This is a genomic window from Streptomyces sp. NPDC005722, from assembly GCF_040630935.1.
Taxonomy (GTDB): domain Bacteria; phylum Actinomycetota; class Actinomycetes; order Streptomycetales; family Streptomycetaceae; genus Actinacidiphila.
Genome location: NZ_JBEXYN010000006.1, coordinates 60,358 through 73,668 on the forward strand (window position 1 = coordinate 60,358; position 13,311 = coordinate 73,668).

Here is a 13,311-nt window from a genome sequence, read left to right on the forward strand (position 1 = left end):
GACGTACACCGCACCTATCCTCGGAGGATGACCCAGACTCCGCCCACCGCCAACAGCATGCGTCGTGCCCTCAGGCGTGCCCGTGACGGCGTCGCGCTCGACACCGCGGAGGCCGCGGTGCTGCTCCAGGCGCGGGGGGAGGACCTCGCCGCCCTGACGGAGAGCGCGGCCCGGGTGCGCGACGCCGGCCTGGAGGCGGCGGGACGGTCGGGGGTCATCACGTACTCCAAGAGCGTCTTCATCCCGCTCACCCGCCTGTGCCGGGACAAGTGCCACTACTGCACCTTCGTGACCGTCCCCGGCAAGCTGCGGCGGGCCGGGCACGGGATGTTCATGTCCCCGGACGAGGTGCTGGAGATCGCCCGGCGCGGTGCCGAACTCGGCTGCAAGGAAGCCCTGATCACGCTCGGGGACAAGCCGGAGGACCGCTGGCCCGAGGCGCGCGAGTGGCTGGACGCCCACGGCTACGACGACACCATCGCCTACGTCCGGGCGATGTCCGTCCGCATCCTGGAGGAGACGGGGCTGCTGCCGCACCTCAACCCCGGGGTGATGAGCTGGACGGACTTCCAGCGGCTGAAGCCGGTCGCGCCCTCGATGGGCATGATGCTGGAGACGACGGCGACCCGGCTGTGGAGCGAGCCCGGCGGCCCCCACTACGGCTCCCCCGACAAGGAACCCGCCGTGCGGCTGCGGGTGCTGGAGGACGCGGGGCGCAGTTCCGTGCCGTTCACCAGCGGGCTGCTCATCGGCATCGGGGAGACGTACGAGGAGCGCGCCGACTCGCTGTTCGCGCTGCGCCGCGTGGCCCGGTCGTACCACGGCATCCAGGAACTGATCATCCAGAACTTCCGCGCCAAGCCGGACACCGCGATGCGCGGCATGCCGGACGCGGAACTGGACGACCTGGTGGCGACGGTGGCCGTCGCCCGGCACATCATGGGGCCGTCGGCCTGCCTGCAGGCACCGCCGAACCTGGTGGACGCGGAGTACGCCAGGCTGATCGGGGCCGGCATCGACGACTGGGGCGGCGTCTCCCCGCTGACCCCGGACCACGTCAACCCCGAGCGGCCCTGGCCGCAGATCGAGGAGCTGGCGGAGCGCTCGGCGGAGGCCGGCTTCTCCCTGCGCGAACGGCTGTGCGTCTACCCGGAGTTCGTCCTGCGCGGCGAGCCGTGGCTGGACCCGCGGCTGCTGCCGCACGTGACCGCGCTGGCGGACCCCGCCACGGGGCTCGCGCGTGAGGACGCCGAGGTGACCGGCCGTCCGTGGCAGGAGCCCGAGGAGGTCTTCACCGCCGCGGGCCGCACCGACCTGCACCGCACCATCGACACCGACGGCCGCAGCGGCGACCGCCGGGAGGACTTCGACGAGGTGTACGGGGACTGGGAGGCGCTCCGCGAACAGGCCGCGCCCGGCCTCGTCCCGGACCGCATCGAGGCCGACGTGCGCACCGCGCTGTCCGTGGCCGCCGACGACCCCACGAAGCTGACCGACGCCGAGGCGCTCGCGCTGCTGCACGCCGACGGCGCGGCACTGGACGCGCTGTGCCGGATCGCCGACGACGTCCGGCGTGACGCGGTCGGCGACGAGGTCACCTACGTCGTCACCCGGAACATCAACTTCACCAACGTCTGCTACACCGGCTGCCGGTTCTGCGCCTTCGCCCAGCGCCGCACCGACGCCGACGCCTACACCCTGTCGCTGTCCCAGGTCGCCGACCGGGCCGAGCAGGCCTGGCAGGTCGGCGCGACCGAGGTGTGCATGCAGGGCGGCATCCACCCGGACCTGCCCGGCACCGCCTACTTCGACATCGCTCGGGCGGTGAAGGAGCGCGTACCCGGCATGCACGTGCACGCCTTCTCCCCCATGGAGGTCGTCAACGGGGCCACCCGCACGGGCCTGTCCCTGCGCGAATGGCTCACCGCCGCCAAGGAGGCCGGCCTCGACTCCGTCCCCGGCACCGCCGCCGAAATCCTCGACGACGAAGTGCGCTGGGTCCTCACGAAGGGCAAACTGCCCGCGGCCACCTGGGTGGAGGTCGTCACCACCGCCCACGAACTGGGCCTGCCCTCCTCCTCCACGATGATGTACGGCCACGTCGACCAGCCCCACCACTGGCTGGCCCACCTGCGCCTGCTCGCCGGGATCCAGCAGCGCACGGGCGGCTTCACCGAGTTCGTGACCCTGCCCTTCATCCACACCAACGCGCCCGTCTACCTCGCCGGCATCGCCCGCCCCGGCCCGACCATGCGCGACAACCGCGCGGTCACCGCGATGGCCCGTCTCCTCCTCCACCCGCACATCCGCAACATCCAGACCAGCTGGGTCAAGCTGGGGACCGAGGGCGCCGCCGAGATGCTGCGCTCCGGCGCCAACGACCTCGGCGGCACCCTGATGGAGGAGACCATCTCCCGGATGGCCGGCTCCGGTTACGGCTCCTACCGCTCCATCCGCGACCTGGTCGCCATCGCCGACGCCGCCGGCCGGCCCGCCCGTCAGCGCACCACCACCTACGGCCCGGTGCCCGCGGAACGCATCGCCGCGGGTCTGGCCTCCGACGGTCACCTGCCGGAGCTGCTGCCGGTGCTGGAGGACTGAGCCGGGGCGCGGCCCCGGGCCGCGCCCTCCGGCGACCTGTGCAAAAGAGTCCGAGCAACTCTCCAAAAGCGTCACACAGGCTGCGCACCTCCTGCGGGAGGTGTCGTTAGCGTTGCTGGCCGTCCCGCCCTGCACGGGGAACGTGCGCGCGGACGTGCCGCCGACGTCCCCCGGCGGCGTTGTCAGCAGAGAAAGACTCGGACATGGACTACTGCTCCTCCTGCCGTCGGCATCTCAACGGGGCTCTCGTGTGTCCGGGGTGCGGTGCCTACGCACCCGACATCGCCCCGCCCATGTGGCAGGGCCCGGACTCGGCAGCCGAATGGGAGAGGCTCCACGACGCGGACGCCCCGGACGACCCCGACGGCACCGGACAGGACGACGCCGACCCGTCCCTGAAGGGCCGTGCCGCCCGGCGCAGACAACTGGAACGCTGGAAGAAGAACCGGCGGCGCGCCGCGGCCGCCACGGCCGTGGCGCTCGTCGGCGGCGGCCTCACCGTCGCGGCGATGCCGCACGGCGGCTCCCAGGGCCGGGCCGACACGGCCGCGGCCGCGGAGCCGCTGACGCCGGCCACCGCCCGCACCCTGCCGCTCTCCTCGATCCCCGCGCAGCCCGGCGGCGACGCCACGCACCGCCCCCCTCGGCACGGGAACCCCACCACCGCCGCGCCGCGCGGCGACGCACCCGGCGCCGCACCGTCCGCCGCGCGCACCACCGCGGGCACCACCTCGCCGGAGCACACCGCCCCGCAGGGCGGGACCGGCTCCCGGGTCCGGACGGTCACGGCCGTCCCCGCTCCCGCGGACACCGCCCCGCACACCACCGCGCCGTCGTCCGCCCCCCACTCCCCCGCGGACGTCCCGGCCACACCCCCCACGACGACGGCGGCCCCCACGCCGTCGGCAACGAAGTCACCGATGCAGCTGTGCCTCCTGGTGCTCTGCGTCGGCTGACCGGAAAGGAACCACACGTGTCAAGCAGCCACGCCGACCACGACCACCGCCGCCTCCACGCCTGGCGGTTGTGGGGCGTCGGTGCCGCGACCGCGGTGCTCGCCGGCCTGCTGGCCAAGACCGGCATCACGGTCGCGCAGAGATTCCTGCTGCTGCCGCTCTTCGCCCCCGAGGGCTACGGACTGTGGCGCGACGCCGCCGCCACCGCCTACGTCCTCGGGGCGGCGCTCGTCGCGCTCGCCGCGACGCTGCTGCTTCGCGTCCTGCTCGCCTCGACGCCGCGCGCCATGCTGTTCTTCGGCTGGATCATGACCGCCCTGACCTTCTTCGCCGTGGTGGTCCCGCTGGCCGTGCACCGCTCGAACGAGATGCTCGCCGCCTGCGTGGTGAACCTGTTCATCGGGCTGATCGTCACCTCCCTGCTCGCGAGCGCGGCCCGCTGGGCGCTGACCCGCGCCGGCCAGTCACCCCGGCCCGCGTGGCAGGGCGGCCGCGGCTGGTAGCCCGCCGAGCCCCGAAGGCCCCCGCTGCTCCGGCAGCGGGGGCCTTCCTCCGTGCGTGACTGGCCACAATCCGTTCGTGACCGGAAGCCGACCGATCTGGGTCGATTACAGTGCTTGGTCGGGTCGAGCAGGGAGGCGTTGGTCATGAGCGGTGCCGTATGGGGGCGCACCGAGCAGCAGGACTTCCGCAGCCGGGTGCGCGGTTGTCTGCTCGGCGGCGCGATCGGCGACGCACTCGGCGCCGGCGTGGAGTCCGACGCGCTGGCCGCGATACGGCAGGCGCACGGGGAGGCCGGGGTCACCGACTACGTCCCGGCGTACGGGCGGCGGGGCGCCGTCACCGACGACACCCAGATGACGCTGTTCACCGCCGAGGGCCTGATACGCGCCCAGGTGCGCCGGGACGCGGGGACCTGGCACCCGCCGACCGACGTGCACCGCGCCTACCTGCGCTGGGCGGCCACGCAGAACGACTGGGGGCCGGACGAGCGCCGCAAGGACACCGGCTGGCTGGCCCGCGAGGAGTGGCTGTACGCGCGCCGCACCCCCGGCACGGCCTGCCTGACCGGGCTCGGCGACGAGCGGATGGGCACCCTCGACCACCCCAAGAACCCGGACTCCAAGGGCTGCGGCACGGTCGTGCGCTCCGCCCCGTTCGGGCTGCTGGTCGGCTGGGAGCCGCCATTGGTGTTCCAGCTCGCCGTCGAGTGCGCGGTCCAGACGCACGGTCACCCCACCGGGGTGCTGGCCGCGGGGGCGTTCGCCGTCATCGTGCACGCGCTGGCCCGCGGCGACGCCCTGGACGGCGCCGTCCAGCAGGCACTGGCCCTCATCACGGCGCGCCCCGGGCACGAGGAGACCTCCGCGGCCCTGCAGGCGGCCCTCGGCGCCGTGCGCCAGGGAATGCCCGGCGCGGAACGGGTGGAGTCCCTGGGCGCGGGCCGGACGGCCGGGGAGGCCCTCGCCGTCGGCGTCTACTGCGCCCTGGTCGCCGAGGACGTCCGGCACGGGCTGCTGCTCGCGGTCAACCACTCCGGGGACAGCGACTCCACCGGCTCGATCTGCGGCAACCTGCTGGGCGTTCAGCACGGCGAGACGGCCCTGCCCCCGGCGTGGACCGCGGAACTGGAGGGCCGGGGCACCATCCTCCAGCTCGCCGACGACTTCGCCATGGAGATGACGCAGGGTCCGGCGCTGCACGGGCCCGGCGGCGCCTCCGCGGCCTGGCTGGAGCGCTACCCGGGCGACTGACCGCCGCCGCCAGGCCGGCGGCCGGGCGCCTCAGAGGTAGCGCGCGTAGTCGTCGAGGGTGCGCAGCACGTCCGCCGTCCCCGCGGACGGCAGTTGGAGCACGACCTCCTCCAGGCCCTGGTCCCGGTAATGGGCCAGCTTCCCCGGGTTCGGGCGCACCGCGTACGGCACGACCCGCAGCGCCTCCGGGTCGCGTCCGGCGTCCGCCCACACGCGGCGCAGGCGGGGGACGCTCTCGGCCAGCCCGGCGCCGCCGATCGGCATCCAGCCGTCGGCGTAGGCGGCGATGTGCGCGAACAGCGCGGGGCCCCCCGCGCCGCCGCACAGGATGCGGGGCCGCCCGCCCGCGACGGGCTTGGGCCAGGCGTGACTGGCCTCGACCCGGCAGGACTCGCCCTTGTACGCGGTCGGTTCCGGCGCCCACAGGGCGCCCATGAGGGCCATCCGCTCCCGCACCAGGTCCCGGCGGCGCGGCCAGTCGACCCCGTGGTCGGCGGCCTCCTCCACGTTCCAGCCGAAGCCGACGCCGAGCGTGAACCGGCCGCCGGAGAGGAAGTCCAGGCTCGCGACCTGCTTGGCCAGCACGATCGGATCGTGCTGCGCGACCAGCGTGACGCCGGTCCCGAGCCGCAGCCGTCGGGTGACGGCGGCGGCCGCGGACAGGCCCACGAAGGGGTCGAGCGTACGGCCGTACTCCGGCGGCAGCGGACCGCCCATCGGCGCGGGGGTGCGGCGGCTGACCGGGATGTGCGTGTGCTCCGGGAGGTAGAGGCCGTCAAAACCGCGCTCCTCCAGTTCCGCGGCGAGCCGGACGACGGGTACGGAGTGGTCGGTCAGGAAGATCGTCGTGGCGATCCGCATGGTGTCGTCGCACCTCCCGTGGTGTGGGCCGACCGTACGCCCGTGCCGGCGGGCGCGTACACCCCCGGCACGGGGTCCCGCCGCGGGGGCGGGCCGGGGTCACCCGCCCGTGGCGACCGTGCGGGTGTCCCGTCCGGAACGCAGGACCCGGCCGGGGACCGCCCCGGTGATCCGGTCGTCGCGGATCGTCTCGACGCCGCCCACCCGCACGCTCACCACGCCCCGGGCCCTGGAGTCCAGGCGCGGGCTGTCGCCCGGCAGGTCGTGCACGAGCGTCGCGGTGCCCGCGTCGATCCGTTCGGGGTCGAAGAGCACCAGGTCCGCGTGGTACCCCGCGGCGACCCGGCCGCGCCCGCGGAGCCCGAACAGCCGCGCCGGGTCGTCGGTGAGCATCCGCACCGCCCTCTCCAGCGGGACCAGCCGGCGGCCGCGCAGGCAGTCGCCGAGGAACCGGGTGGTGTACGGCGCACCGCACATGCGGTCCAGGTGCGCGCCCGCGTCCGAGCCGCCGAGCAGCACGTCCTCGTGCTCCCAGGTGGTACGGCGCAGCTCCCAGCTGTCCGGGTCGTTGTCGGTGGGCATCGGCCACAGCACCGTCCGCAGGTCGTCGGCCGCGCAGATCTCCACGAGGGTGCGGAAGGGGTCCTGCCCGCGTTCCGCGGCGATGTCGCGCACCACCCGGCCGCTGACCCCGGCCCGCCGGTTCTCCTCGCAGTACGTGTCCCCGATGACGTACCGCCCGAAGTCGGCCAGCCGGCGGAAGACGCCCGCCTCGGGGCTGACGGCACGGCGGAGCATCGCGGCGCGGACCTCCGGGTCACGCAGCCGGGCGATGCGCTCGGGGACGGGCAGGGAGAGGACCTCGCCCCAGCCGGGGATGAGGTTGAGGGCGCAGAAGGTGCCGAGCGACATGTTCATCGGCGTCAGGATCGGCATCGTCAGCGCCACGACGCGGCCGCCCGCCTTGCGCGCCCGCTCGGAGGCCTGCAACTGGCGGGGCACCCGCTCCGGGACGGCCGAGTCGACGGTCAGCACGTTCCAGTTGAGCGGGCGGCCGGCGGCGGCGGTCATGTCGACGAGGAGGTCGATCTCGTCGTCGGAGAAGGTGTCCAGGCAGCCCGCGACGATCGCCTCGATCTGCGTGCCCTCGTGCTCCCCGACGGCCCGCGAGAGCGCGAGCAGTTCGGCCGGGCGGGCGTGCCGCGAGGCCACCGGGTGCCCGTCGCCGTCGGAGTGGGTGGACGACTGGGTCGTGGACAGGCCCCAGCCGCCGGCCTCCATGGACTCGTGGAAGAGCCGCAGCATCGCGTCGAGCTGGTCCGGCGTGGGCTGTCCGCCGACGGCGTCGGGCCCCATGACGTAGCGGCGCAGCGCGCAGTGGCCCACCATGAAGCCGGCGTTGACGGCGATCCGGCCCTCCAGGGCGTCGAGGTAGTCGCCGAACCCCTGCCAGCCCCAGTCGACGCCGGACTCCAGGGCCGTGAGCGACATGCCCTCGACCTTGGACATCATCCGGCGGGTGTAGTCGGCGTCCTGCGGCCTCAGCGGCGCCAGGGTGAAGCCGCAGTTGCCGCCGGCGACGGTGGTGACGCCGTGGTTCATGGAGGGGACCGCGAAGGGGTCCCAGAACAGCTGGGCGTCGTAGTGGGTGTGCGGGTCGACGAAGCCGGGGGCGAGGACCAGCCCGGTCGCGTCCTCGGTGGTCCGTGCGGGCTCCTCGGTCCGGCCGGGCGGTGCGACCGTGACGACGCGGCCGTCCCGCAGGCCCACGTCGGCGGCGCGGGCCGGGGCACCGGTGCCGTCGGCGAGCGTCGCCCCGCGGATCAGGTGGTCGAGCATGGGTGGTCCCTCCTCCTGCTGGGCCGCGGGCGGGCGCCCCGCCGCGCGGTGTGGCCCCCGGCCGGCCGCGGGCGCGGCGGGCCGCCGCCGCGGTGCCGCTGCGGTCCGGGGGCCGGGCGGCGGTCCGGGAAGGCGCCGCCCCGTCGGTGGCCCGCGGGCGTCACGCCGCCCGGCGGAAGCGGGTGGTCCGGTGCACCGGGTCCGTGTCGATCTTGGGGATGACGTGCTCCCCGACCAGCTTGATCGTGCGCATGGTGTCCTCGAAGGGGACGCCCACCGGCAGCCCGAACGACAGCTGGTCGGCCCCCGCGGACTCCCAGCGCTTGCACTGTTTGAGCGCGTCGTCGGGGTCGCCGCAGATCATCAGTTCCTCGTCGAGGAGCATCTCGATCAGTTCCTCGGTGTACGTCGGCAGCAGCTCGGGCCACTGCGGGATGTACTCCGGGCGCGGGAAGGTGTCGTGGTAGCGGAAGACCAGCGACTGCAGGTAGTTGAGGTTGCTGCTCGCGGCGACGCGGATCGCCTCCTTGCGGGTCTCGGCGACGATCGCGGTGGTCGTCACCATGACGTTGTCGTTGACGAAGTCGCCGATGGGCTCGGCGTCGCGCACGGCGGTCTTGTACTTCTCCAGCACCCACTCCATGTCGGAGACCTTCTGGACGCTGAAGCCCAGCACGCCCAGGCCCTTGCGGGCGGCCATGGCGTAGGAGGGCGGCGACCCGGCGGCGTACCACATCGCGGGGTGCGACGTCCCGTACGGCTTGGGGAACACCTTGCGGGGCGGCAGGGACCAGTGCTTGCCCTGGAAGCCCGGGTACTCCTCGTTGAGCCACATCTTGGGGAACTCGCCGACGGTCTCCTCCCAGATCTCCTTGGTGGCGTTCATGTCGGTGACGCCGGGGAGGAAGCCGAGGATCTCGTGGCTGCCGGCGCCGCGGCCGGTGCCGAACTCGAAGCGCCCGTCGGAGAGGTGGTCGAGCATGGCGACCTTCTCGGCGACCTTGACCGGGTGGTTGACCTGCGGGAGGGGGTTGAAGATGCCCGACCCGAGGTGGATCCGCTCGGTGGCGTGGGTGAGGTAGCCGATGTAGACGTCGTTGGCGGACAGGTGCGAGTACTCCTCGAGGAAGTGGTGCTCGCTGAACCACGCGTACTTGAAGCCCGACCGGTCCGCCTGGACGACGTACTCGGCCTCCTCCATCAGCGCGTGGTGCTCGGCCTGCGGGTCGACCTCCGAGCGGAACTTGGGCACATATCCCTGTACGAAGATCCCGAATTCCAAGGGGTTCACCGTCCCTAGCTTTTCTGACGGATCGTCAGATTTCCGCTCCGACTCTTCCACCGGCGACGGGGGAGGTCAATACCCGACGGTTCGTCAGAAGAGTTGGACGCCGGCCAGCCAGCCGCCGTCCACGACGAAGGGCTGCCCGGTGACGTACGAGGAGTCGTCACCGGTCAGGAAGAGCGCGAGCCGCGCGACCTCCTCCGGGCGCCCGATCCTCGCGAGCGGCACGAGCTTGCCGTACAGCCGGTCCAGGGCCTCCGCGGGCACGGACTCGCCGGGGTTGGACATGGGGGTGTCGATCGCGCCCGGGCACATCGCGTTGACCCGGATGCCCTTGGGCGCCAGCTCCATGGCGGCCACCCGCGTCATCCCGACGACGGCCGCCTTGGTCGCGGCGTACGAGACCACCCCGGCCATGCCGGTCAGCGCCACATAGGAGGCGGTGTTCACGATGGTGCCGCCGCCGGCCGCCGCGAGCAGCGGGGCCACGGTGCGCATCCCGAGGAAGGCGCCGACCTGGTTGACCTGGACGACTTCCTGGAACTCCGCGAGCGGGGTGTCGACCAGCGCGTTGAAGCGCAGGATCCCGGCGTTGTTGACCAGCCCGTCCAGCCGGCCGAAGGCTTCCGTGGCCGCGTCCAGGGCCGCCGCCCAGTCCGCCTCGCTCGTCACGTCCAGGTGGACGTAGCGCGCCCGGTCGGCGCCGATGCCCTCCGCCACGGCCGCGCCCCGCTCGTCGAGCACGTCCCCGAGGACGACCCGCGCCCCCTCCGCCGCGAAGAGCAGCGCCTCCTGCTCGCCCTGCCCGCGCGCCGCGCCGGTGATCAGCACGACCCGGCCGTCCAGCTTCCCCATGTCCGTCACTCCCTACGCGTCGAGGTGCGGCGCCACGCCGTCGGCGAACGCCTCCATCTGGTCGAGCAGCTCCGCCGCGTCACGACTGCGGAACCGCACCTGGATCTGGTCCACCCCCATCGCGCCGTACTCCCGCAGCGACTCGGCCAGCGCCTCCGGCTTGCCGGTCAGCGTGCGCCGCCCCACCGGCCACCCCGGCTCGCCGACGTACAGCGGCTCCGCGATGACGCCGACGGTGATCGGCGTGGCGCCGCGCAGCCGGCGCAGCCGGGCGATCTGCCCGGGCATGGCCTCCCGGGAGTCGCCCTGCGGCAGCCAGCCGTCGCCCTTGAGCGCCGCGCGCCGCACCGCCGCGGGCGACGATCCGCCGACCCACACCGGGACCGGCCGCTGCACGGGCTCCGGCTTCTGCTCCCCGGCCGCGAAGTGCGCCCGCACGGCGTCGATCGCCCGGTCCAGCAACGCGCCGCGCCGCTCGAAGTCGAGCCCGAGGGCCTCGAACTCCTCCCGTACGTGCCCGGCGCCGACCCCGAGGACGAGCCGGCCCCCGGAGAGGTGGTCCAGGGTCGCGTACTGCTTGGCGGTGAGCAGCGGATGCCGCAGCCCGATCACGGCCACGTGGCTCAGCAGCCGCACCCGCGTCGTCACGGCCGCCAGGAAGGCGAGCGTGGCGACGGGGTCGTACCAGGTGGGGCTCATCGCGGGGGCGAGCCGGGGCGGGACGGCCACGTGGTCGCAGCACCCGATGTACGCGAAGCCCAGCCGGTCCGCCGCCCGTGCGACGTCCACCAGGTCGCCCGGCGGCGCCGCGGCCTCCCACGGCTCCGCGTAGAGGGTGCTCAGGGATTGCACCGGCAACTGCATGCCGTACGCGGTCTCGGTCATGCCGACATGGTCGGACCTGACGGACCGTCAGACAAGGGTCAGCGCACCGCGAACTCCGGGGCGGCCAGGTCCACGGTCAGCGAGTGGCCCAGGTTGTCGGTGAAGGTGGCGTACCGCCCCTCGACCTCGGCGAGCTCGAAGGGGTTGGAGTCCTGGAGCGCCACCACCCACAGCAGACCGCCGTCGGAGTCCAGCCGGGCGAAGAAGCCCTGCGCGCCGTGCGCGCCGTCACCGCAGCACACGTACCCGGTGCCGTCGCAGAGTTCGGCGACTCCCCGCGGACGGGAATCGACCTCGGTGACGCGCTCCGGGTCCTCGGCCAGTCCGGCGGCGACGTCGAAGGGCTCGCCGACGTCGAACACCGACAACCGGGGGCCGTCGACGTGCACGTGCAGCGCCGTGTCGTCCACCCGGTACAGGCCGTCCCGGGCCGGGACCCGGCCCGACAGCCACAACTCGGCGATCGGACCCATCGCCCGCCCTTCTCCCGTCCTACCGGAAGAAGCCCATCAGGCGGCCGCGCACGGCACGCGACACGGCCGCCAACGGCGGGCGAACTCGTCTCAACCGGCGGCCCCGCCCGGCCCCGGCCACAGGCCCTCCGGGGTCAGCCCCAGCAACTCGACGGCGTTCCCCCGCACGATCCGCTCGACGACCTCCGGGGCGAGGTGACCCATCTGCGCCTCGCCCACCTCACGGGACTTGGGCCAGGTCGAGTCGGAGTGCGGGTAGTCGGTCTCGTACAGGACGTTGCCGACGCCGATCGCGTCGATGTTGCGCAGGCCCACCGCGTCGTCGAAGAAGCACCCGTACACGTGCTCCCGGAACAGCTCCGAGGGCGGCCGCAGCACCTTGTCGGCCACACCGCCCCAGCCGCGGTTCTCCTCCCAGACGACGTCGGCGCGCTCCAGGACGTACGGGATCCAGCCGATCTGCCCCTCCGCGTACATGATCCGCAGGGAGGGGAAGCGGTCGAAGATCCCCGACATCAGCCAGTCGACCATCGAGAAGCAGCAGTTGGCGAAGGTGATCGTGGAGCCGACCGCGGGCGGCGCGTCCGCGGAGGTGGACGGCATGCGCGAGGAGGAACCGATGTGCATCGCGACGACGGTCCCGGTCTCGTCGCAGGCGCGCAGGAACGGGTCCCACGCGTCGGTGTGCACGGACGGCAGCCCCAGGTGCGGCGGGATCTCGGAGAAGCAGACGGCCCGCACTCCGCGCGCGGCGTTGCGGCGCACCTCCGCGGCGGCCAGTTCCGCGTCCCACAGCGGTACGAGCGTGAGCGGGATCAGCCGGCCGCCGGCCTGCGGCCCGCACCACTCCTCGACCATCCAGTCGTTGTACGCGCGCACGCACAGCAGCCCCAGCTCCCGGTCCTTCGCCTCGGTGAAGGTCTGGCCGCAGAAACGGGGGAACGTCGGGAAGCACAGGGCGGACTGCACGTGGTTGACGTCCATGTCCGCCAGCCGCTCGGGGACGCTGTGGGAGCCGGGGCGCATCTGCTCGTAGGTGATCGCCTCCAGCCGCACCTCGTCCCTGCTGTAGCCGACGGCGGTGTCCAGCCGGGTCAGCGGGCGCCGCAGGTCCTCGTACACCCACCAGTCGGCGAGGGGCCCGTCGTCGCCGGGCTCGCCCATTCGCGGGGCGAACCGGCCGCCGACGAAGGTCATCGACTTCAGGGGGGCCCGCACGACGTGCGGCGCCCTGTCCCGGTACGCCGACGGGAGACGGTCCCGCCAGACGCCGGGGGGCTCGACCGTGTGGTCGTCCACCGAAATGATCCTCGGGAAGGTCTCCATGGGGGCACGGTAGCGCGAATCTGACGGTCCGTCAGCAGGTCTGTGTGCGGCCGGTTGTCTGTGGTTGCGGCCGGTTGTTGGGTGCGGGTTGTTCCCGCCTGCGGTCGGCTGCGCCGGGCTGCCCGGCTGTTGCGTGCAGGTCCATTGCGCCTGCGGCGGGCTGTCTCCCACCCTCCCTCCCGATTGCCCGGCGCGGTTGGTGCGGGTCTCGCACGTTGTTGTGGGGTCGGGGCCGCGCCGGCGCACGTCCTCAACGCTCGCGGTTTACGCCCACATCATTCGGCACCGCACTTAACCGCTCGTCGTTTCCGGGCGCACCCCGACACACCCCCTCCCGAGGTATGGGCGCACACGGCCGGTGGGTGGGCAGAAGGCAATCCGGGGCGCCCCGAACCGCTCACTGACCCCGCGGCCCCGTGGTTCAGGCCCGCATCATTCGGCGCCGGGTCCGCCCGCTCGTCTGTCCTAGCCTTCGG

The 13,311-nt window shown here is 73.5% G+C and carries 11 protein-coding genes; 4 read left to right on the top strand and 7 right to left on the bottom strand.

Annotated features, from left to right (window positions below; translation table 11 throughout):
• Positions 1-27 precede the first annotated feature (27 nt).
• The 4 genes from ABZ479_RS09825 (at position 28) to ABZ479_RS09840 (ending at position 5,311) form a co-directional block, all read left to right on the top strand.
• On the top strand, positions 28-2,601 hold the full coding sequence (locus ABZ479_RS09825; RefSeq protein ID WP_500461022.1) for a bifunctional FO biosynthesis protein CofGH: 2,574 nt from the start codon (positions 28-30) through the stop codon (positions 2,599-2,601).
• Positions 2,602-2,804: 203 nt separating this feature from the next.
• The gene (locus ABZ479_RS09830) at positions 2,805-3,557 is read left to right on the top strand and encodes an SCO2400 family protein (protein WP_500461023.1); all 753 of its coding nucleotides are present in this window, start codon (positions 2,805-2,807) and stop codon (positions 3,555-3,557) included.
• A gap of 17 nt (positions 3,558-3,574) precedes the next feature.
• Complete coding sequence (locus ABZ479_RS09835; protein ID WP_500461024.1) at positions 3,575-4,060, top strand: hypothetical protein; 486 nt, start codon at positions 3,575-3,577, stop codon at positions 4,058-4,060.
• A gap of 144 nt (positions 4,061-4,204) precedes the next feature.
• Entirely contained in the window at positions 4,205-5,311 is a 1,107-nt protein-coding gene (locus ABZ479_RS09840) for an ADP-ribosylglycohydrolase family protein (protein WP_500461025.1), read from the top strand.
• Positions 5,312-5,341: 30 nt separating this feature from the next.
• Here the strand turns inward: ABZ479_RS09840 and ABZ479_RS09845 are convergent, their stop codons facing one another.
• The 7 genes from ABZ479_RS09845 to ABZ479_RS09875 all read right to left on the bottom strand — a co-directional run bounded on the left by ABZ479_RS09845 (position 5,342) and on the right by ABZ479_RS09875 (position 12,835).
• Positions 5,342-6,172 (bottom strand): LLM class F420-dependent oxidoreductase, encoded by an 831-nt coding sequence (locus ABZ479_RS09845; protein WP_500461026.1) that lies wholly within the window; start codon positions 6,170-6,172, stop codon positions 5,342-5,344.
• A 99-nt stretch (positions 6,173-6,271) separates the two neighbouring features.
• On the bottom strand, positions 6,272-8,011 hold the full coding sequence (locus ABZ479_RS09850) for an N-acyl-D-amino-acid deacylase family protein (protein ID WP_500461027.1): 1,740 nt from the start codon (positions 8,009-8,011) through the stop codon (positions 6,272-6,274).
• A gap of 160 nt (positions 8,012-8,171) precedes the next feature.
• Positions 8,172-9,293, bottom strand: a complete 1,122-nt coding sequence (locus ABZ479_RS09855) for an LLM class flavin-dependent oxidoreductase (protein WP_500461028.1) — start codon at positions 9,291-9,293, stop codon at positions 8,172-8,174.
• 93 nt (positions 9,294-9,386) lie between these two features.
• Positions 9,387-10,151, bottom strand: coding sequence for an SDR family NAD(P)-dependent oxidoreductase (locus tag ABZ479_RS09860; RefSeq protein ID WP_500461029.1), 765 nt, complete (start codon positions 10,149-10,151; stop codon positions 9,387-9,389).
• A 12-nt stretch (positions 10,152-10,163) separates the two neighbouring features.
• Positions 10,164-11,036 (bottom strand): TIGR03619 family F420-dependent LLM class oxidoreductase, encoded by an 873-nt coding sequence (locus tag ABZ479_RS09865; protein ID WP_500461030.1) that lies wholly within the window; start codon positions 11,034-11,036, stop codon positions 10,164-10,166.
• Positions 11,037-11,074: 38 nt separating this feature from the next.
• The gene (locus ABZ479_RS09870; protein ID WP_500461031.1) at positions 11,075-11,509 is read right to left on the bottom strand and encodes a hypothetical protein; all 435 of its coding nucleotides are present in this window, start codon (positions 11,507-11,509) and stop codon (positions 11,075-11,077) included.
• Positions 11,510-11,599: 90 nt separating this feature from the next.
• Positions 11,600-12,835: an amidohydrolase family protein gene (locus ABZ479_RS09875; RefSeq protein ID WP_500461032.1), complete on the bottom strand. Its 1,236-nt coding sequence runs from the start codon at positions 12,833-12,835 to the stop codon at positions 11,600-11,602.
• Positions 12,836-13,311 lie beyond the last annotated feature (476 nt).

What these genes read in the sequence shown, in the direction of transcription:
- ABZ479_RS09870 (WP_500461031.1), bottom strand. Translation starts at nt 11,509, where the DNA reads ATGGGTCCGATCGCCGAGTTGTGGCTGTCGGGCCGGGTCCCGGCCCGG.
- ABZ479_RS09850 (WP_500461027.1), bottom strand. Translation starts at nt 8,011, where the DNA reads ATGCTCGACCACCTGATCCGCGGGGCGACGCTCGCCGACGGCACCGGT.
- ABZ479_RS09860 (WP_500461029.1), bottom strand. Translation starts at nt 10,151, where the DNA reads ATGGGGAAGCTGGACGGCCGGGTCGTGCTGATCACCGGCGCGGCGCGC.
- ABZ479_RS09825 (WP_500461022.1), top strand. Translation starts at nt 28, where the DNA reads ATGACCCAGACTCCGCCCACCGCCAACAGCATGCGTCGTGCCCTCAGG.
- ABZ479_RS09875 (WP_500461032.1), bottom strand. Translation starts at nt 12,835, where the DNA reads ATGGAGACCTTCCCGAGGATCATTTCGGTGGACGACCACACGGTCGAG.
- ABZ479_RS09840 (WP_500461025.1), top strand. Translation starts at nt 4,205, where the DNA reads ATGAGCGGTGCCGTATGGGGGCGCACCGAGCAGCAGGACTTCCGCAGC.
- ABZ479_RS09830 (WP_500461023.1), top strand. Translation starts at nt 2,805, where the DNA reads ATGGACTACTGCTCCTCCTGCCGTCGGCATCTCAACGGGGCTCTCGTG.
- ABZ479_RS09845 (WP_500461026.1), bottom strand. Translation starts at nt 6,172, where the DNA reads ATGCGGATCGCCACGACGATCTTCCTGACCGACCACTCCGTACCCGTC.
- ABZ479_RS09865 (WP_500461030.1), bottom strand. Translation starts at nt 11,036, where the DNA reads ATGACCGAGACCGCGTACGGCATGCAGTTGCCGGTGCAATCCCTGAGC.